Raw genomic sequence first — 19316 nt, 5'->3', positions numbered from 1 at the left:
CTCAGCCGTGCCACGAAAGCCGGTAAGAAATTTCTGGATCGGGTCGGTGATCTCGGGTCGCTCCCCCCGCTCCCCGCTCCCCGCGCGCCAGCAGCCCCAGCCCGACGGCCCATTTCGGCGCTTCAGACCAAAGCCAGTGGAACACCGCCAGCACGAGCACTCCGATGCCGAGCCACTTGTGGAGCCGATACATCTTGTCGAGCCCATCCACCTTTGCCTCCAGCCAGCGCGGGCGCAACGAGAGGATCATCGCCACGCTCATCGCAGCGATGGCGAGCACCCCGCTAAACTGCATCATCGGGTTGCGCAGGGCAAAGACGGAGGTCGCGAAGAAGATTTCGGGGTTCAGCACCAGCCACAATGCAGCCGCCACACCCCAGAACCCCCAGAACAAGCGGATGTTGATCTTGGTCATTTGTCAGTCTCACTCAAATTTAGGCCCTATTACGTTAGGACTCTATGGGGCGTTCGCGCTATCTGCAAAAATAGATACGAATCCAATTCTTATTTCCGTCGCAAACGAGATGCGCGCCCTGCGCACATTCCACATTTGCAGAAAGTGACTGAGCTAATGGGATGAACTGCCTTCCCACCAAACCGCGGCTATTATTGCGGGGATAGGTGGAGAGAGGAGCATATGATGGACATCAAGGTTTTGGGAATTGATCTGGGCAAGACCGTTTGTAGTCTTGCGGGATTGGATGAAGCGGGCGCGGTGGTGTTTCGCAAGCGCGTCCAGCGGCACCGGCTTCTGGACTTTCTGGATGGGCTGCCGCCCTGCGTTGTAGCGGTGGAAGCCTGCGACGGCGCGCATCATGTCAGGCGTTTTTGCCTGCAGCATGGCCACGAACCCCGGCTGATTTCGCCGCTCTATGTCCGACCCTAAGTGAAGGTTCACAAGAACGACGACCGCGAGGCGGAGGCAATTGCCGAAGCCGCAACGCGCCCATCCGGCCTCAACGCTTCGTTCGAACAGCACTTGGCTCGAAAGCGGGCTCTGCCCGACCGTTGATTGCCAAACGCGCTCGCCTTTCTTCTAACGCTTTCTGTATTACTGAAAGCCCGCCAGAAGTCTGGCGGGCTTTTGTGATCCATGCGCGCGATCAGCGGCGCTGTGCGTCTGACTAGTGTCGGCGCCACGGGCTCTTATTGATGCGCTGGAGCGGATTGCACAGAAGCACGTCGGCCTCCAAATCCTGCCCGAGCATTACCCGCATGTTGGGAATGCCTTGCTGGGGGCTGTTGCCGAAGTGTTAGGCGAGGCCGCGACCCCCGAGATCCTCAACGCCTGGGGCGAAGCCTACTGGTTTCTTGCCGACACCCTCTGGCATGCCGGAAAAACCGGCAAGCGTGGGCGGCCCGAGACATTCTCTGATGCAGCGGTCCAGGTCTGCCTCACGCTGAAAGTGCTCTTCGGCCTTCTTCTTCGGCAAACGGTCGGGCTGGTCGAGAGCCTGATCCGGATGGCTGGGCTCGATTGGCCGGTTCCGGACTATTCGACGCTGTGCCGACGGCAAGCGCGGCACGTGGTGCAGATCCCCTATCGCCTTTCGGGGAAGCCGTTGAACCTGCTGATCCCCTCTCGGGCCATTGCTGCACATTGCCCTGCCGGACAGTGGACAGCACCGGCATCAAGTTCCGCGGCGATGGCGCCCTCTCGGGCGATTGCTTCGCAATCCCCTGCCGGGTAACAAATGGCTGGCTCGGAAGCATGGCCCTTCCCGCCGGAGGCAACGGCGCAAGGTCCACATCGCCATAGACACGGAGACCGGCGACATACGCGCGGTCGAGTTCACCTCGAGCCGCCAGGGGGACAGCCCTTTGCTGCCGGAGTTGCTGGCGCAAATTCCCGAGGAAGAAGAGATCGCCAACGTCACCGCGGACGACGCCTATGACACGCGACGATGCCATGCCGCGATCATCGAGCACGGCGCCGATGCCGTCATACTGATCCGCCGCAACGGGCGCGCCTGGAAAGAGGACTGCCCTGCAGCCTTGGCGCGAAACGAGATCCTGCGCGCGACGCGACGCCTTGGAAGAGCGCTCTGGAAACGATGGGCGGACTATCACGTCCGAAGTCGGGTCGAAGCTCAGATGAATCGCCTGAAGCTCTTCGGCGAGCGGATCATGTCCCGAGACCCCGACCGCCAGACCGCCGAAATCCAGATCCGCATCGCTATCATGAACCGCTTCTCGGCCCTCGGTAGGGACGAGATCGAGGCTATCACCTGAAAGGCCACGGGAAAGGGGGCCGTCAGCCCCAACGCTGATTTGCGCAACAACGCCCACCGCAACCTTCTGGGCCATACCCCGAAGCACATGCATGACGACCTGACCGAAGATTACCGCGACATGATCTATGCCGACACTGCGGCAGACACCCGATCACACGCTCGCGCCATTCAAAAATCACTTGCACCAACGGTGGCATCCATACAAGCACAAATGGCGAAAAGAAGTTGGGACCGCTCGAGTGACGAGCGGTCCCTTTCAACATTTGCTCCAAGGCGAAGCAGCTATTCCGGTCCGGAGCAAAGGAATGAAGAGGTTTACAGCAAAGATTTAAACCGCGTGTCTTTCACCAGCTTCTGAATCGCATCCGAGAGCGCGCGATTGAAAGCGGTGGCGGTGTTGTTGCACGCTGAGACAGCAGAAAAACTGGTGCTGAAGCCGGTTGTCGATTGGATTGTGTAACCAGAGCTTTTTCTCGAATAGACTTGCAAGCCGATGGTCCAGCTACCGTTAAACGAATCCGGTTTGAGCTCGGTCACCGTGATGTTGATCGGAGTCGCGTTAACCCGGAACATTCCGCCAGCAAGCAATTCGCCTTGAATGGCTTGTTTGATGGTGTTTGCGAGATCGTCGCCGCCACCAAGATCGAGCGGACCTGCCAAGCGGCACGTCGGTCGGGCTTCAATACCCTCCGCCAGACGAACATCCCCCACGGAGGCACGCGCACCGGCCGACGCTAGCTGTTGGATGGCGATCGTGTTTTGCGGAGTCGTTTGGTATTGCTGTGCCGTGTAGGTGTCGCATGCCGCCAAAGAGATCGCAGCGCATGTAATAAGCGCAAAAGCTTTAATTTTCATTCTGTCCTCGTTAATTCGAAAGTCAGGCACGCCGAGAGTTATCTGATTAGATTTGTCAAAGTAAGTGTCTGAATTGTTTGCGTGGTTTCCTGTGACTTTCGGGTCCCAGTAGGCTCTGCGTATCAATTGTAGGGCCAATAAATCTCAATGTCTGTTTGCTTTTCCATAACCTTATTGGTTTGCACTTGCGGCGAATGACGGCTTTCCGCCCATACTGATTTTCTCGGCCTGTTCACTCGACACAAGGAATGTCTCGAGTGAACTGCGTCCAATCCAGACGCATACTTCAGTCGGAGGAGGCTGGACGAAACCCGATCCGCTTTCATATCATTTTCTCATGCTCCGGACCTCAAACCCTCAGCTGCAGAGCTTCGATTGCCGGACGCATAAGGGCAGGCGGGGTGGGTTTGTGATAAACTTTTTCGTGAACATCGCGACCTTCGTGGCCAACGATATCCCGGATGATCTTGTCGTTGACCTCAGCCTGCTCAAGAGCATTTTGAACATAGTGACGGAAGCTTTGGAACGACAGTGCCGCGCTTTCGAGACCAAGCGTGTCATCAATGATCTGGCGCATCCGGCGACCAAGCTTACGACCGTGCTTGCCGGATTTAGGTTCGCGAAGGTCTGGAAACAGGTCGGGATGGCCGTCGCGTTGGATCTTGGCAACGTGATCAAGGAAGCCTAACGCGATCAGGCGGGAATGAATCGGTACGATGCGACGCGAGGAGAGTGTCTTGATCCGACGCTGTTCGGTTTCGACGATGGAGATGCACGCAATTCCATCGACCTCTATGATGTCGTCCGGGGTGAGGCCCGAAATCTCTTCACGTCGCGCCCCGGTTACGGCCGCGATCATCGGGCACCAGTAGAGCCCGTTGCGATATACCCGTTTCCCGGGACGAGTCTGATAATACTCGGATTCAGAGCCAGTCCAAACGGGGTCGCTGAAGAGCTGATCAAGCTGGGCAGGGGTAAAGGCGTCTTTCTTGTCGCTCTCTCGCACCGTTTCCTTGCGGCGCAACTTGCTGGGGTCGAGGCGTGGGTCGAGTGTAAAACCCTCATCTGCGGCCCAAGAGGCGACTTGGCTGAGATGATCGAGATGGCGGTTAATGGTGCCGGTTGAGAGCCCGATCTTGTCGGGCGGCAAAGTTGCCGCACGAGACATAACCTCTGCACGGCTGGCGTCGCGGTCTGAGGGGCTCTTTCCCCAGCTTTTCGGTATCTTCTGAAGCGCCGCGCGAAAGGCGGTTGCATCAGTCTGGCGGATTTCGCGAATGTCCGTGATGCCGCTCAGAAGGGTGAAGAGCTCGCCGAAACTGCGATACTGGCGCAGGGTTTTCTCCTCGATGCCTTCTTCGCGTTTCATCGCGACCAAGCGTTCGATAACAGCGGCAATGGTCGGGTCGAGGCGCGGGGGCGGGGGAGTGGAGAGAACGTGCGGCACCTCGCAAGTTGCACTTGCCGTCGGCGCAGAGGGCGTGTGCCCGAGAAGCGCGGATGGAGCCTGCGAAGACAGCGCATCCGCGAGCGTTTCCATCGGTTCCAACGCAGCCTCGTGACCCACCCAGGCCGCACGCTTGCCCGAGATCAGTAGGTTCATCAGTGTCACGAGTTCGAAGGCAGAGACGGTCTCCCGTCCGGTAAGGTCCTTAAAATCGCGTGCGACGATGCGGCGCCGGCTTTCGCTCGTCAGGTCGCGGCGAAACAATTCGATGTTTGAGAGCACCAGATCTGGCGTGCCTTCAGGTGCGTGGCTGTGCAGCCCGGCCTGCGCCAGATGCGCCCATGCCCTGCGCGCAGCGTCGTCATGGCGCGCGTCATCCTGCGGATCATCTGAATCAAAGCGCCGCAACATCTGGAGCTTTTCGATCTTTCCCCGCTCGCGGCGGATCACATCGGATAACCAGGCGCGCGCCTCCTCCGGAGTGATTTTTGTCCTGATGATGTCATCCATAATGTCGTCACTTTCCGCACTGATCCTGCGTGCAAGAATAATCGCAACACGTCGATCCGTCGTCCCCAGAGAGAGCTTCAGATCAACGATTTTTGTGGAAAACGTCCGGATTCGGCGGCGCCATTGATAGGCGGAACCGCGGCGGAAAAGGTGGAGCTGGCCGTGCATTGTCTCGCGTCGTCCTGTCTTCGGACGGGCCGCACAGAGAGAAGGGGATGGAACACCCCAATGCCACACCTACGAAGCCAAAACGGGCATTTCGTAGCAAAATCAACACCTTGAAGATGAAGATGGCTCCGGCGGTAGGGATCGGAGCCATCTTCGTCTCTATGTAACCCATTGATCTTGTTGAGATCAGGTTCCGCAGAGCCGCCGATGGTGTGACAGTCTGGTGTGACACCTGTCACACCAATTTTCATCTGAATCAAGGCTATTTTCAAACTCGCAAGGATCTTGCGGTTGCAAAGAGATTTCTTTGTTCCGCTTGTTTGAACCGGAGAGGGTGCCAATGGGGCTGATTGTCCGGCAACGTTAGGTGCTGGAGGGCCCTGATGCCGTGGAACATCCAAATGGACTTGGAGATTTATATCTTCATTTCCGGCTTCCTTTGTCCAGGTGTGCTTAAAAATTAGGCGATTTCATGCGATTGCCGCACTATCACGAATAGTTTGTTGAATCTATGCGTATAGTTATGATCAACTTTACAAACGACCAAAAACACAACGGGGAACCATCATGATTACTCGACGCAAGTTTCTGGCTACGTCTGCTCTGACCACCGGGGCGCTCGCTATGCCATTTCTCTCTGGGCAAGTGCTTGCTCAAGGAGCTCCGATCACGCTTGCCGTGCCGGTGCCAATCTCGGGGGCATTTGCCGCCAATGGCAAATACGCTGTGATTGGCGCAAAGCTCGCCGCCGATGAGGTGGCAGCGGCACATGGCGTTGAAATCTCGACGCTCGATCTCGATACAGAGGGTAAGCCTGCGACCGCTGTGCGCAGGGTGCAAGACGCGGCAAGCCAAGACGGCGCCAAGTTGTTTGCGGGCGGCATCCTGTCCTCGGTTTCTCTGGCCATGGGTAAAGAAGCCGGACGCGCTGGTGGGGTCTTGATGACAACCGCAGGTGCCGATGAGATTACTGGCAAGGATTGCAACCAATCGACTTTTCGTTGGTCCGTGCCGACCTACGGCGCCATCAACGAGACCGTGCGGCCGCTGATCGACATGCTTCCTGACGCTAAGAAGTGGTATACGATTACGCCGCAATACGTCTTTGGCGAGGGGCTTTTGAGCGCAGCCAAGGATGTGTTCAAGGAGAAGGGCATCGAGCATGTTGGTAACAGCTATCATTCGCTGAGCGAGCGTGAATTTTCAGGCTACCTGACAAACGCCTTATCCGCGCAACCCGACGTGTTGTTGCTGCTGAACTTCGGCTCGCAATCCTCGGCTACGCTGCGTCAAGCGATCTCGTTTGGCATGAAGCAACGCATGACCATCGTCGTTGCGTGGGCTTCGGGCCTCGAGCAGTTCGAAGAACTGGGTGCCGATACCTGCGAAGGCGTCTATTTCGGAGCGCAATACTGGCACGCTGCCGAAGCGCCTGCGAACCAGGCGCTGGTGAAAGCTGTGCAGGAAAAATTCGGCTACAATCCGAATTACTCGCTGGCAGGATCCTACATCATCTCGAAGTTGCTGCTGGAGGCCGCGCTCATGGCTGGCAGCACGGAAGGGCCTGCGGTCGCCAAAGAGCTTGAAGGTATGACTTATGACGGCCTGACAGGGCCAGAAACGGTGCGCGCTGCCGACCACCAAGTGATCAAGAACTATTACCTGCTCAAGGGAAAGGCCAAGGCCGACATGAAGGACAAGGATGATTACGCCGAGATCATCCACTCTGGGCAATCCTTCCTCGACCCGGAAGCGGCTGGCTGCAAGATGCCCAGCTAAGAGGGCTGATCTCGTTTGATCGATCCGCTGGGGCAGCCTGTCCCGGCGGTGTCCTGACCGCGCAATTTGGCAATTTGGGAGCGTGTCCCCGTGATCTATTTGTTCCAGATCCTCAACGGCATCGGACTTGGGATGCTGTATTTTCTGCTCGCAGCCGGGCTAAGCATCATCTTCGGACTGCTGCAATTCGTGAATTTCGCCCATGGCGCGTTTTATCTTCTGGGTGCCTATCTTACCTATGATCTGGTCGATCGCGGTGTGAGTTTTTGGATTGCGCTGCCAATTGCGACGCTAGTTGTCGCGTTAGTCGCTGGCGCTATCGAGGCGCTGCTGCTGCACCGCATTTATAAATTGCCCCACACGTTCCATATCCTCGTGACGGTCGGGATTGCGCTTGTGTTCCAAGAACTTGCGATCATTATATGGGGGCCAATAGGGGGCTCGGTGCCGACGCCAGATGGGTTGAACGGCGTGGTGATGCTGGGCAATTTCGTCTATCCGCAATACCGCCTCTTCACGATCGCGGTCACGGCGGTTCTGGCTGGTGGGCTGTGGTGGCTGCTTGAGGGCACGCGGTTGGGGGCGATCGTGCGGGCCGGATCGGAATCGGCCTCGAATATGGCGCTTCTGGGCTACAACACCATGCGCATCAATACCGCCGTCTTTGCGTTCGGTGCTGGGCTTGCTGGTCTTGCTGGAGCGCTGGCAGCACCGATCCGCGGGGTAGACCCCTTCATGGGGGCTGAGGCGCTGTCAGTGGCCTTCGTGGTCGTGGTGATCGGTGGTATGGGCAGCTATTCCGGCGCGCTCGTGGCTGGCCTGCTGATCGGCATCACCCAAAGCCTCATGTCGACCATCTGGCCGCAGGGTGCGCAGCTATTCATCTATATCGCTATGGCAGCGGTGATCGCGATCCGTCCGCGTGGCCTTCTGGGGAGGATCTAAGCGGTGCATGTTCTCGACACAGTTAAAGTCCAGATATTCTTGGCGCTCGCGACCGTGGTGATCTTGCCGCTGGTGCTCAGCTCGGGCATCCTCGCCACAGAAATCCTGATTTATGCGATGGTTGTTGCAGCCTGTAATCTCTTGCTGGGCTACACCGGGCTTCTCTCGTTTGGCCAAGGCATATTCTTTGGATTGGGCACCTATGTGGCGGGCGTTCTGACGACCCGCTGGCAGGTGCCGGTGCCGCTTGTGATGCTCTGCGCAGTGGTGTTGGGGGCCGTCGTCGCAACGGCGGTGGGGTGGTTCTCAATTCGCCGTCAGGGCGTTTATTTCGTGATGCTGACGTTGGCATTTTCGCAGATGTTCTATTTCCTCGCGTATACGTTTAGCGACATCACAGGCGGCGATAACGGGCTGCTTGGCGTGCCGCGTCCTCAGCTCATGGGCCATACGTTGGATGGTCCGTGGAGTTATTACACTTATGTTGCGCTGTTCTTTCTGGTGATCTTTTCGTTGCTTTTGGTCGTTACGCGCTCAACCTTTGGGCGGACCTTGCTTGCAATCCGCGAGAACGAGGGGCGCGCCGCTGCAATCGGCTTTCCCGTGCGGCTGTTCAAGATTGAGGCCTTTGCGATCTCGGGAGCGATCACTGCGCTAGGCGGGGCGTTACATGCTATGTTGATCGGCATCGCGCCGCTCGAGAGCATAAACTACCACACCAGCGAAATGATCCTCGTGATGACAATCATTGGCGGCTCTACCAGCCTCTTCGGCTCGGTGGTGGGTGCGGGTTTTTATCTTGTGCTTGCCGATACGCTTTCGGTTATCTGGCCACGTTGGTTGCTGTTGTTGGGCCTTGTTCTGGTCGCTGTAGCGCTGTTTTTCCAACGCGGTCTTTGGGGACTGGTCGAGCGGCTCTGGGACGGCACCATCGCGCGGTTTGCCACCTCGAAAAAGGAGGGTCCCGATGTCTGAGATTGCTTTGCAAACACGGGGCCTGGGTGTGCGTTACGGTTCGTTCGATGCGCTCAGTGAGGTTGACCTCGCCGTTAAACGTAATTCCGTCCATTCGGTGATCGGTCCCAACGGAGCGGGCAAGACAACGCTGTTTCATGCGCTGACGGGCACCGTTTCGGCCAACAGTGGCCGGATTGAGCTAGAGGGGCGTGATATTACCCGCGCCTCGGATGACGACCGAGTCCGATTGGGAATTGCGCGTTCGTTTCAGGTCACGAGCCTGTTTCCCGAGCTAAGCCTGCGCGAAAATCTGCGCCTCGCCGCCCAAGGGCGCACGCCGTGGCAAGCACTGATCCCGTGGCGCCGCGCTGAGGCGAGCACCGAGATCCTAGAAACGGCCGATGCGGTGATCGAGCGATTGTCTTTACAAAACGTAGCAACGCGACCCGCAGGTGAGTTGTCACACGGTCAGCAGCGCCGGCTTGAGGTTGGCATGGCGATCGCGGCCCGCCCGCGGGTAATCCTTCTTGACGAGCCGACCTCTGGAATGGGGATCGACGATATCGACGGTATGAAGACACTGATCCGCGATCTGGGTGGGGATCACACGGTGCTGTTCATCGAGCATAATATGGGCATCGTGATGAACATCTCGGACACGGTGACGGTGATGCGTTTGGGTCGCAAGCTCGTTGAGGGACCGCCTGCACAGGTGCGTGAAGATCCTGAGGTCAAGCGGGCCTATCTCGGCAATATGATCACGGGAGATATCGCATGACAGCGGCACTTCGGATCACTGATCTGCAAAGCTATTACGGCAAGAGCCACATCCTGCAAGGAGTGTCACTTGAACTGGGCGAGGGCGAAATCGTGACGCTGCTTGGGCGCAACGGCGCGGGGAAAAGCACGACGCTCAAATCCGCAGTCGGAGCCCTGACGCCGCGTTCGGGTCGGGTCGAGTTGTCCGGACGCGATGTGACGGGCCAACCTGCACATCGTATTGCCTCGGCGGGGCTGTCATTGGTGCCTGAGGATCGCGGTATCTTCCAGCTACTCACCGTCGAGGAGAACCTGCGCATTGCGGTGCGGCGTGGCTCGCCTTGGGCAATGTCCGACATCTACCGGATATTCCCGCGCCTTGAAGAGCGCAGGCGCAATGGAGGAGGAAAGCTCTCTGGCGGTGAGCAACAGATGCTCTCCATTGCACGCGCGCTTCTAGGGGGGCCGAAGGTGTTGATGCTGGACGAACCGGTCGAGGGGCTCGCGCCGATCATCGTCGAAGAGATCGTGGACCAGATCCGCCTGATACGCGATGCAGGCGTGCCGATCTTGCTGGTCGAGCAGAACCTTGCCGTGTGCCGGGCGCTGGCCGACCGTCATTACATCTTAGAAATGGGCCGCATCGTGCATGTCGCGGATGCGGCCGGATTTGCCCGTGATCCCGCAACGATTGATCGCTATCTAGGGGTGAGCGCCTAAGCGCGCCGAACCAATTAAGGATGAAGAGTGTCGGATCATACCAACAAAGACGGACCGCGCGAGATGGCGCGAATAGGCAAGGATACACCGTCGCGCCCGGCCGGGCGTCTGACCCGGATCAAGCTGTCCGACCAAATCACCGAGGAAATTCGCCGCCGGATCTCGCGCGAGGGGTTGCACCCGGGCGACCGCCTTCCCAACGAGCGCAGCCTCATGGAATATTACGGTTGCTCCAAAGGGACGATCCGCGAGGCGCTCAAAGCGCTCGAGGTCGAGGGGCTTTTGCGCATGGTTTCGGGGCCCAATGGTGGGCCCGAGGTTCAGGCCGCGTCGATCGATATTGTTACTCAGCAGCTGCGCCGCTACTTGCATTTTCAAAAGCTCGATTTCGCACAGGTTTACGAGTTGCGCCAAACGCTCGAAGTTGTTTTGGCGCGCAACGTGACAGGGCGGTTGACCGAAGAGCACCTGACCCGGCTTGCGCAGAATATCGCGCTTTGCGATGCGGCCAATCAAGCGCAGGATCGAGAGCGGGTTCGCACCGCAGAGACCGAGTTCCACGACATTTTGTGCGAGGCCTCAGACAACGTGATGCTGATTTTCATGTGCCGTTTCCTGAATTCAATGTTGCGCGATCTTGTGAGCTATCGTTCCGAAGCGATGGTCGAGCACGATCATTTCGGCGCGCACAACGTCGATGCTCATCGCGATTTGCTGGCGGCATTTCGCGCGCGCGATGCCGATGCAGCGGCAGCAATCATGAGCGAGCATATGGATTGCGCATCGCGTTTCATGCGCAAGCTCGATGCTTCTTTTCACATGGATAGGATCTTGACGCGTTAAGCGTCAAATTTAGCCAAGCCGCTCTTACGGCAAGAACGCGTTTCGACGTGTTCGACTGTTGAATATTGATAATACAGGAGTTCTTTGTATGACCGATCTAGCAGACACCCCGCTTTGGGCGCTTGGCGCGACGCAAATCGCAGCGCTTGTGCGCGCGCGCAAAATCAGCGCACGCGAAGTGGCGCAAGCGGGGCTCGACCGGCTTGAAGCAGTCAATCCGATGATCAACGCGGTCGTTGAATGTCGGCCCGACGAGACGCTCGCCGCCGCCGATGCGATTGATGATCGGATCGCGCGTGGCGTGGATCCGGGGCCATTGGCCGGGGTGCCGGTGACGATCAAGGTGATTGTCGACCAGCGTGGCTATGCGACGACAAACGGGCTTCGGTCACAGAAAAATCTGATTGCAACTGTTAGTAGCCCCGTTGTCGAGAACCTGCTGGGCGCGGGAGCAGTGAGCCTTGGCAGGACAAACACTCCGGCTTTCAGCTATCGCTGGTTTACCAATAACCAGCTACACGGTCACACCTACAATCCACGCCGCAAAGATATAACACCCGGCGGATCTTCAGGTGGGGCAGGGGCCGCAGTCGCGGCCGGGATTGGCGCGATCGCTCACGGAACTGACATTGCGGGCTCTGTGCGCTACCCGGCTTATGCCTGTGGCGTGCATGGGCTGCGACCCAGCTTCGGGCGCATTGCCGCGCATAATGAAAGTGGTGCCGAACGCGACATTGGTGGCCAGATCATGGCGGCCTCGGGCCCGCTAGCCCGCTCGGTCGCAGATCTGTGGTTGGGTTTCACCGCCATGGCGAAACCTGATCCGCGTGACATCTGGTCGGTGCCCGCGCCGTTGATCGGCCCGCCAGTTGATCGGCGCGCAGCACTTTGCCTGCGCCCGGACGGGATGGATACCGATCCGGCGCTTGAGGGTGTCTTGCTTGAAGCTGCCGAAAAGCTGCGCGCCGCCGGTTGGGTCGTCGATGAGGTGGAAACCCTGCCGCCGATTGCTGAGGCGGCGCAACTTCAGATCACTCTTTGGCTCGGACATGATTATTCAGGAAAATATGCCGCCGCACAGGCAGAGGGCGATCCGGGTGCGTTGCGCGCGCTTGAGGGACAAGGAGACTTCGTGCGTTCTCTCGCACCTGATGCCATCCCTCTGGCCCTGATCCGCCGTGCCGAAATCACGCGCGCCTGGAACGTGTTTTTACAGCAATATCCGATTGTTTTGCTGCCACCCAGTGCGGAGCTTCCTTTCCCCGATGATCTTGATCTGGGCACCGACGAGGATTATCGCCGTGTCTGGCGCGCGCAGATGTCTATGGTCGGGCTACCCGTCACCGGATTACCTGCCTTGGCGCTTGCTAGTGGAGAAACCCCGGATGGCGCTCCGCTTGGGATACAGATGGTGGCATCGCGGTTCCGAGAAGACGTGTTATTCGACGCCGCTCGCGAAATTGAAGCTCGCTCTGTCCCGGTCACGATCGCGCAAATCTGAGGTTTTAAGGGCGTTAATGATGCAACCGGGCCTCGCGTGAGAACTACTTGCGGATAGGGTTAGCCAGCGTTGCGGACCAACGCCTTTATTTCGTCTACCGAACTGTTCCACCAATCCAGCAACTCGGAGGAAGCCGTTAACGCTGTCTCAACGGCTGGTAATTGTGTCAATAAAGGGCGCTGTGTATCCATTCGGGGAGTGTCCATCACACACTGGGACTAAACACCTAGCCCGCGGACCTCATGAAAACGTGCTCTTTTCTTTGTCGCTCGGGCGGTGTATTTACTGGGATCAGTAACGCGCCGATTTGAGCATCAGCTTGCGGGCGCGAAATAAATACAGCTAAAGCGAAGAAAACCATCGCGTTTTCTTCCAACTATCCGCGCCGAGGCGCGAAAGGAGGTCGCGATGGGCATTGCCCTGCAAGATACGTGTCTACACCATGCCCCTGTGCCCGCAGCACAGATTAACGAGACACGGCGTGCGTTTCCGGGGGCGCGTTTCCTCTATGAACTGGATTTCGAGGCTGATGATCCGTTGCAGGGTGTTGCGATCTGCGCGACCGGTTTGCGCGGCGCCGGGTTGAAGCTCAATCTGCTGCGCTGCACGGCCGGCGGCGTGATTTCGCTGCGCGTTGAGGATCAGGGCGAGGGCGATCTGCACGCGCTCACGCATTGGCTGGCCGCGCAAGACACGGTCAAGCTGCGCCACTGGGTTACAGTGCTGACGTAACATTTCCGAGCTTGGCGGGCCGCCGGACGCGCCGGATTACTCCGGTGTCAGGCTCGCCATTCGACCCAGCACGTCGAGCCCTTGCATGTTCAGGAAATGTAGCATGTCGATGAAGATCCAGTTCTCTGCGAGCTTGTCGCCCTCTCGCCGATATATGTCCACCACTCGCATGTCGGCCGTGGTTTTCCCGTTCGCGGTGAGGCCCATGTAGCCGCCGGTGGGTGTAAGCGTCAGATTGGGCCAGCCGAAGAAACCGCCAAAATTCCCCTCCGCGAGACGGCAGAGGTGCCCGTTGAAATTGCGATCTGTGATCTGAGCTCGGAACGGCTTCTGGTGCTGCTCGATATAGCGTGGGATCGTATAGGTGGCACCGATCCCGTCAGGGCCCCACCAGATCATATCGTCGTGCCAACACGCCGCGAGCTCGTCCGCCGGACCCTTGTATTGCTGGTGATCATTGATGTCGCCGATCATGCGGTTGATGAGCGCAAGCGTCTTCTCTCCCATCGCCGGGTCTTGCCCGTCGAACAGAAGCCCGTCATGGGTTGCGGGACCTGGCTGCACCAGATGCGCACCGGTTTGAGGAGGCAGGGGGCGCAGGCCCGCTTGATGCATCAAGTGAATCAGGTCGAAGAACAGTGCCGTCTCGACGATCTGACCATCTTCGACCTTGTTGAACTCCGCATAGCGCAACATGGCGATCTTGCCGGTTGGGCGGATCCCAAGAAATGCCCGGTCGAAAAGCGCCATCAGATGTCCCATCGAAACGACCCAGGTCGACCGGAAGCCGTCGATCTGGTTCGGACCGGCCATGAAAACGTCCTGTCGGCGCTGCACACGTGTCATGGAGGTCAGGAAGGGCCCCCAGAACGCCTCTGCCACTGCGCCTGCGCCGGTTTGTTCGTGGAGAGGGTGCATCCCGCGCCAGAGCCAGTCGGGATGTGTTCTGCGACCCAGGGCCTCGGCAATCGTGGCAGGGGTTGCAGCGGCGATCTCTGCGTAATGGTCGAGAACGACCTGCTTGGCGGATTGGATGTCAGTCATCTGTTAGCCTCGGGCTTGAGTGAGAAAAGAAAACGACTCGGGCTTTGGTGCTCGAAACGGCTTCTCAGGTCTCGAAAGAGTGGGGTAGACGGTTGCTTTTTCGTATTTTATCAACCGCCTAACGGATATTTGCATACGTTTGCAAAAAAAATCTTGCCACGTGGTGCGAGGCGAGTCTACTGTTTTTGCAAACGTATGCAAAATACCGCACCAGCGGCTGACAGGGATGACACGATGGCCGAGATCGAACTGCGTAATGTGTGCAAGCGCTGGGGAACCTTCGTCGGTGTCCACAGTGTCGACCTGAAGATTGCAGATCGCGAATTCCTGGTTCTGCTCGGACCGTCGGGATGTGGCAAAACCACTACTATGCGGATGATCGCAGGGCTCGAGGATGTGAGCGAGGGCGAGATCAGAATTGGCGATCGTTTGGTGAACGACCTCGATCCCAAGGATCGCGACGTGGCGATGGTGTTCCAATCCTACGGCCTGTATCCCAACATGACCGTCTACGAGAACATCCGATTTCCCCTGAAAGTGCGGAAGGCGGTTCCCTCAACCCATGACGAACGCGTCAAGCGCGCCGCTGAAATGGTCGAGCTGTCGGATTTCATGCATCGCAAGCCCTCCGAACTTTCGGGAGGCCAACGTCAGCGCGTCGCCCTCGCGCGCGCTATCGTGCGCAAGCCGTCCGTTTTCTTGATGGATGAGCCGCTTTCGAACCTCGATGCCAAGCTGCGTGTCTCGACTCGGGCCCAGATCAAGAACCTCAGCCACGAGCTTCAGGCGACGACCATCTACGTCACCCACGACCAGATCGAAGCGATGACTCTCGCGGATCGCGTCGTGGTGATGAACCGCGGCAAGATCCAGCAGGTCGGTTCGCCCACCGAGATCTATGATCGCCCGTCCAATACGTTCGTTGCCGGCTTCATCGGTTCACCGGCAATGAACCTGGTGGAAGGTGAAATCCGTGGCGGCGTTTTCGAAGCGAAAAACGTGCGGATCGAAGGGCTTTCGATGCCGGATGGACCTGTGATTGTGGGCTTTCGGGCTGAAGACGCCGCCGTTGCTTCAAGTGCTGGTGAAATCTCGGCTCCCGTCTACACGATGGAGCTGCTGGGCGACTCAACGATGATCGCCGTGCGCGCGGGGGGGGGCATGGTCAGCGTGAAGGCTGCTAAGGACTACCGCGCCGAGATCGGCGACCCGGTCAGCCTCTCGGTGCCCGCCGCCATCTGCCACATCTTCGACAAGACCACAGGCGCGCGGATCGAGACCGGGCGCTGAGTAAACCAAGAATAAAAGCCGAAAATAAATCACACAGGGAGACAAGGCAATGTTCGGAAAGAAGCTGATCCTCGCGGGCGCCATGTCCGTTATGGCATCTGGAGCCTGGGCGGAGTGCTCGTTCAAGAATACCGTTCCGGTGAAGCTGCTGGCAGCGGGCTTCGAGGCCTGGAAAGACGTCGCCGGAGCAATGGGCGAATGTGGCAATTTCACCGCAGAGCTCGACCAAGAATTCAAGACGAAGCAACCCGCCGCCTTTGCCGCTAACCCGGCGCTATATCAGCTTGGCGGAGTTGCGAATTCGACGATTGTGCCGCTGATCAATGAAGGCACGATCCGGCCGCTAGACGATCTCGTTGCGAAATACGGCAAAGGCCTGAACGAGAACCAGCTGATCCGCATCAACGGCAAGATCATGGCCGTCGCATTTCAGGTCAACGCGCAGCATCTGATGTATCGCAAGGACGTCTTCGATCAGCTCGGTCTGTCTGCGCCCAAGACCTATGACGATGTGCTCGCGGCGGCCGAGAAGATCCGCGCAGCCGGGATCATGCAATATCCGATTGGCGGAACGTTTCAGACCGGCTGGAACCTGTCGATGGAGTTCGTCAACGATTACCTCGGCGAGGGTGGCACCTTTTTTGGTCCGGGCAACACGCCCGCGATCAACAATGCGACCGGCGTCAAGGTGCTCGAGTTGATGAAGGCCGAGACCAAGTATATGAACCCCGAATTCCTGACATCGGATAGCACTGTCGTCCAGCAGCAGTTCCAGCAGGGCAAGATTGCAATGGCCAATCTCTGGGGGTCGCGCGCCGGGGCGATGGACGATCCGAAGGAAAGCCAGGTCGTTGGCAAGGTGAAGATGGCTTCGGCTCCGATGGGCTCGGTCAGGCCGATGACGACCCTCTGGTGGGATGGCATCGTCGTTGCAAAGAACATCTCCGATGAGCAAGCGGATGCTGCTTTCCGCGTCGCGATGGCTGGCATGAGCCCGGAGATGGTCAAGGCGCATAATGACGACGCGATTTGGCTGATCAAAGGCTTCCAGCCCGGCCCGACCGCCGAAGGTGCGATCGCAAGCGCAAATGGAGGCGCCGCGCCGTTCCCTGCCAGCACCGAGATGGGACTTCTCCAGACGGCACTGGGGAATGGGCTTGCCGATTATCTCCTTGGCAAGAAGGACGCCAAGACCGCGCTGGCCGACATCGAGGCGGCCTATATCACCTCCGCCAAAGAAGCGGGCCTGATGCAATAAGTCCCGCGCCGCGCGACGCCCTGGATCGTCGCGCGGCTCTCACTCACCGGCGCAGCGGAGACCGTTATGAAACGCAAGACATTCCTGGCCTTCATCGCCCCGTCCGTGGTGATGATGCTGGTCTTCATCGCCGCGCCGCTTGCGACGGTGTTCTGGAACAGCTTCCACGTTACGCAGCCGATCTATGACAAGGTTCAGGTCGAGACTTGCACTCCGGGATTCCTCAAGCAGATTTGCACGACCGAAGACAAGCTGCAGCCGCGCATCGGAACTGACGGCAAGGTCGAGACCCAGACTGAATTCGTCGGCTGGAAGAGCTATGGCAACGTGCTTGAGTTGGGGCGCGTCGCCGAGGCTTTCGCGAAACGTAGCTGGTCGGACCTGATGGCGATCGATTTCTGGAAAGCGCTGCGTTTCACCCTGACCTTCACTCTCATCACCTTGCCCTTTGTGATCGGCTTGGGTCTGGCAATCGCCCTTGCCGTGAACAATGCCGCGCGCGAAATCCGGGGCCAGGTGATCTTTATCTCCTTGTTGCCCTTCATCATCACGCCGGTAATCGGAGCGCTTTCCATCCGGTGGCTTTTTGTTGGTGACGGCATTCTGACAGCCGCGCTGAACCACTTGCTGGGGCACCAAGTCTATATGTTCGCTCATGGCTGGACGATCGAGATCCTGATCCTCTTCTTCCGGGTCTGGCACGTTGCACCCTTCGCTTTTGTGGTGTTCTACGCTGGTTTGCAAACGGTCAATCAGGACACGCTTGAGAGCGCCGTCATCGATGGGGCGAGCCGGTTCGAGCGGCTGCGCTATGTAGTGATCCCGCATCTGATGCCACTGATAGTTTTCGTTGCCCTGATCCACCTGATGGATGCTTACCGGGTCTTCGAAGAGATCGTCGGTTTTGCGTCGCAAAGCCATGTGATCTCGCTGCAATGGCTGACCTACCAGTTCCTCGAACCCGATCAGTCCGGCAATCGCTCGATCAGCCGTGCCTCGGCCAGCGCGATGCTGACGATGGTCGGCATTGTGATCCTTCTCATTCCACTCCTGCGCAAGACCTGGCGCGATCATAAGGGGGCGCATTGATGTCCACGCCTAAAGCTTTGCAGCAGTCTTTCGGTCTGCGTGCCGGATCCGCCATCTTCCTGATTTTCTGGTCGTTGCTGGCAGCCTTTCCGATCTTCTGGGTTGCCGTGATGAGCTTCAAGTTGCCCATCGATGCCTTCTCGCAAAATCCCTTCGCGGTCATCTTCGGGCCCGCGACGCTGGCGGCGGGGCATGGGCTGTCGGTGCTTGATATCCTGCTCGGCCTCGTTGTGCTGATCTTCACCGCTTGGTTTGCGATGCGTCGCCTGCCGGTGCTGGTGAGGCGGTATTCGCCCGCGGGCTGGATTGCTTTGGGCTGGATCGCCGGGGCTAGCCTGTTCGGAGCGCTTTTTGTGGTCGTCTTCTTCACTCTTCTGCCGCCGGTCGCTCATGCACTGGACGCGATCGCGGGACCGCTCGGGCACAAGGTTGTCGGTCTGACGACAGAGCAATATCGCGCGGTTTGGGTTGATCGGCAGTTCTATCGCAACTTCGCCAATTCCATGCTTATTACCGGGGGTGTGGTCACCGTCTCGCTCACGGTGGGCACACTCGCTGGCTATGCGCTCGCGCGAGCGGGTGGCTCGTTCGCCTTCTGGATATTGATCATTGCGCTAGTGTTTCGGGCTTTGCCGCATTCGGTGCTGGTCGCCGGCTACCTTCCGGTTTTCATCAACTCCGCTGAATACCTGCGACCGATCCTGGGCGATCATGCGCCCACGCTTTACGGCCAGCCGTGGGCCGTGATCGCGGTCTTGGTGGCAATCAACCAGCCATTCACGATCTGGATGCTGCGCTCGTTCTTCCAGAACATCCCCGCTGATCTTGACGAGGCGGCGCGTGTCGATGGCTGCACCCATTTCCAGGCTTTTCGTTGGGTCATCATGCCCGTCATGTGGCCGGGTGTCATCACGACGGGCCTGTTCAGTTTCCTGCTCGCCTATAACGACTTTCTCGTGTGCTCGCTGCTGCTGGACGCGCAAAACCAGACCATGGTCCCCGCGATCATGAGCTTCTTCAATCGCGAGACGACGACGACTGATCAGGTGCAGGCTGTGGCGGCCGCGGTGTCGATCACGGCGCCGCTCTTGCTGCTGGTCATGGTGTTCCAGCGCCAGATCGTCAGCGGCCTGACCGCCGGCGCTGTGAAGGGGTAGGGCAAACGTTTTCGCAGGGGAGGGCCGG

Annotated in this window: 16 protein-coding genes and 2 pseudogenes; 14 read left to right on the top strand and 4 right to left on the bottom strand. The window is 58.5% G+C overall.

Translation table 11 applies throughout. The features are described from left to right. Window position 1 precedes the first annotated feature (1 nt). A complete protein-coding gene (locus AB4874_RS17805) occupies window positions 2–415 on the bottom strand; it encodes a ferric reductase-like transmembrane domain-containing protein (protein ID WP_368392987.1) in 414 nt (137 codons plus the stop codon). A gap of 225 nt (window positions 416–640) precedes the next feature. Here AB4874_RS17805 and AB4874_RS17800 point away from each other — a divergent pair. Continuing rightward, window positions 641–952 (top strand): annotated as a pseudogene (locus AB4874_RS17800) (IS110-like element ISMmg1 family transposase); the annotation flags it as partial. Between the two features lie 190 nt (window positions 953–1142). Next, window positions 1143–2232: pseudogene (locus AB4874_RS17790) on the top strand (IS5 family transposase); the annotation flags it as partial. A gap of 317 nt (window positions 2233–2549) precedes the next feature. Here AB4874_RS17790 and AB4874_RS17785 read toward each other — a convergent pair. Together AB4874_RS17785 and AB4874_RS17780 are read right to left on the bottom strand one after the other, a co-directional pair. Continuing rightward, on the bottom strand, window positions 2550–3089 hold the full coding sequence (locus tag AB4874_RS17785; protein WP_368392986.1) for a YajG family lipoprotein: 540 nt from the start codon (window positions 3087–3089) through the stop codon (window positions 2550–2552). Between the two features lie 349 nt (window positions 3090–3438). After that, entirely contained in the window at window positions 3439–5214 is a 1776-nt protein-coding gene (locus AB4874_RS17780; protein WP_368392985.1) for a DUF6538 domain-containing protein, read from the bottom strand. A 567-nt stretch (window positions 5215–5781) separates the two neighbouring features. Between AB4874_RS17780 and AB4874_RS17775 the strand changes: the two genes are divergently transcribed. From AB4874_RS17775 to AB4874_RS17740, 8 genes are all read left to right on the top strand, one after another. Continuing rightward, entirely contained in the window at window positions 5782–6993 is a 1212-nt protein-coding gene (locus AB4874_RS17775) for an ABC transporter substrate-binding protein (protein ID WP_368392984.1), read from the top strand. Between the two features lie 90 nt (window positions 6994–7083). Next, entirely contained in the window at window positions 7084–7938 is an 855-nt protein-coding gene (locus tag AB4874_RS17770) for a branched-chain amino acid ABC transporter permease (RefSeq protein WP_368392983.1), read from the top strand. 3 nt (window positions 7939–7941) lie between these two features. Beyond that, a complete protein-coding gene (locus AB4874_RS17765; protein ID WP_368392982.1) occupies window positions 7942–8913 on the top strand; it encodes a branched-chain amino acid ABC transporter permease in 972 nt (323 codons plus the stop codon). Further along, on the top strand, window positions 8906–9673 hold the full coding sequence (locus tag AB4874_RS17760; protein WP_368392981.1) for an ABC transporter ATP-binding protein: 768 nt from the start codon (window positions 8906–8908) through the stop codon (window positions 9671–9673). The genes AB4874_RS17765 and AB4874_RS17760 overlap by 8 nt, the downstream gene beginning before the upstream one ends. After that, complete coding sequence (locus AB4874_RS17755) at window positions 9670–10374, top strand: ABC transporter ATP-binding protein (protein ID WP_368392980.1); 705 nt, start codon at window positions 9670–9672, stop codon at window positions 10372–10374. Before AB4874_RS17760 ends, AB4874_RS17755 begins: the two co-directional genes overlap by 4 nt. A 27-nt stretch (window positions 10375–10401) precedes the next feature. Then, window positions 10402–11217, top strand: a complete 816-nt coding sequence (locus AB4874_RS17750) for a FadR/GntR family transcriptional regulator (RefSeq protein ID WP_368392979.1) — start codon at window positions 10402–10404, stop codon at window positions 11215–11217. Between the two features lie 88 nt (window positions 11218–11305). After that, entirely contained in the window at window positions 11306–12718 is a 1413-nt protein-coding gene (locus AB4874_RS17745) for an amidase family protein (RefSeq protein ID WP_368392978.1), read from the top strand. Between the two features lie 408 nt (window positions 12719–13126). Next, window positions 13127–13450, top strand: coding sequence for a hypothetical protein (locus tag AB4874_RS17740; RefSeq protein WP_368392977.1), 324 nt, complete (start codon window positions 13127–13129; stop codon window positions 13448–13450). A gap of 36 nt (window positions 13451–13486) precedes the next feature. On the opposite strand, the gene AB4874_RS17735 is transcribed toward AB4874_RS17740, so the two are convergent. Beyond that, entirely contained in the window at window positions 13487–14494 is a 1008-nt protein-coding gene (locus tag AB4874_RS17735) for a nuclear transport factor 2 family protein (RefSeq protein ID WP_368392976.1), read from the bottom strand. Between the two features lie 234 nt (window positions 14495–14728). Here AB4874_RS17735 and AB4874_RS17730 point away from each other — a divergent pair, with 234 nt between their 5' ends. The 4 genes from AB4874_RS17730 (at window position 14729) to AB4874_RS17715 (ending at window position 19288) form a co-directional block, all read left to right on the top strand. Continuing rightward, window positions 14729–15784 (top strand): ABC transporter ATP-binding protein, encoded by a 1056-nt coding sequence (locus tag AB4874_RS17730; protein WP_368392975.1) that lies wholly within the window; start codon window positions 14729–14731, stop codon window positions 15782–15784. Window positions 15785–15833: 49 nt separating this feature from the next. After that, complete coding sequence (locus AB4874_RS17725; protein ID WP_368392974.1) at window positions 15834–17042, top strand: ABC transporter substrate-binding protein; 1209 nt, start codon at window positions 15834–15836, stop codon at window positions 17040–17042. Between the two features lie 66 nt (window positions 17043–17108). Beyond that, window positions 17109–18131 (top strand): carbohydrate ABC transporter permease, encoded by a 1023-nt coding sequence (locus tag AB4874_RS17720; RefSeq protein ID WP_368392973.1) that lies wholly within the window; start codon window positions 17109–17111, stop codon window positions 18129–18131. Then, window positions 18131–19288 carry a carbohydrate ABC transporter permease gene (locus tag AB4874_RS17715; RefSeq protein WP_368392972.1) on the top strand — a complete coding sequence of 386 codons (1158 nt, stop codon included), beginning with the start codon at window positions 18131–18133 and terminating at the stop codon, window positions 19286–19288. Before AB4874_RS17720 ends, AB4874_RS17715 begins: the two co-directional genes overlap by 1 nt. Window positions 19289–19316: the final 28 nt, after the last annotated feature.

Origin of the sequence: Thioclava arctica (genome assembly GCF_040892615.1) — a bacterium.
GTDB classification, from domain to species: Bacteria; Pseudomonadota; Alphaproteobacteria; order Rhodobacterales; family Rhodobacteraceae; genus Thioclava; species Thioclava arctica.
The sequence above is the reverse complement of the archived record's forward strand: the minus strand, read 5'-3'. Positions and strand labels throughout refer to the sequence as shown.

What these genes read in the sequence shown, in the direction of transcription:
- AB4874_RS17805 (WP_368392987.1), bottom strand. Translation starts at nt 415, where the DNA reads ATGACCAAGATCAACATCCGCTTGTTCTGGGGGTTCTGGGGTGTGGCG.
- AB4874_RS17785 (WP_368392986.1), bottom strand. Translation starts at nt 3,089, where the DNA reads ATGAAAATTAAAGCTTTTGCGCTTATTACATGCGCTGCGATCTCTTTG.
- AB4874_RS17780 (WP_368392985.1), bottom strand. Translation starts at nt 5,214, where the DNA reads ATGCACGGCCAGCTCCACCTTTTCCGCCGCGGTTCCGCCTATCAATGG.
- AB4874_RS17775 (WP_368392984.1), top strand. Translation starts at nt 5,782, where the DNA reads ATGATTACTCGACGCAAGTTTCTGGCTACGTCTGCTCTGACCACCGGG.
- AB4874_RS17760 (WP_368392981.1), top strand. Translation starts at nt 8,906, where the DNA reads ATGTCTGAGATTGCTTTGCAAACACGGGGCCTGGGTGTGCGTTACGGT.
- AB4874_RS17755 (WP_368392980.1), top strand. Translation starts at nt 9,670, where the DNA reads ATGACAGCGGCACTTCGGATCACTGATCTGCAAAGCTATTACGGCAAG.
- AB4874_RS17745 (WP_368392978.1), top strand. Translation starts at nt 11,306, where the DNA reads ATGACCGATCTAGCAGACACCCCGCTTTGGGCGCTTGGCGCGACGCAA.
- AB4874_RS17740 (WP_368392977.1), top strand. Translation starts at nt 13,127, where the DNA reads ATGGGCATTGCCCTGCAAGATACGTGTCTACACCATGCCCCTGTGCCC.
- AB4874_RS17735 (WP_368392976.1), bottom strand. Translation starts at nt 14,494, where the DNA reads ATGACTGACATCCAATCCGCCAAGCAGGTCGTTCTCGACCATTACGCA.
- AB4874_RS17730 (WP_368392975.1), top strand. Translation starts at nt 14,729, where the DNA reads ATGGCCGAGATCGAACTGCGTAATGTGTGCAAGCGCTGGGGAACCTTC.
- AB4874_RS17725 (WP_368392974.1), top strand. Translation starts at nt 15,834, where the DNA reads ATGTTCGGAAAGAAGCTGATCCTCGCGGGCGCCATGTCCGTTATGGCA.
- AB4874_RS17720 (WP_368392973.1), top strand. Translation starts at nt 17,109, where the DNA reads ATGAAACGCAAGACATTCCTGGCCTTCATCGCCCCGTCCGTGGTGATG.
- AB4874_RS17715 (WP_368392972.1), top strand. Translation starts at nt 18,131, where the DNA reads ATGTCCACGCCTAAAGCTTTGCAGCAGTCTTTCGGTCTGCGTGCCGGA.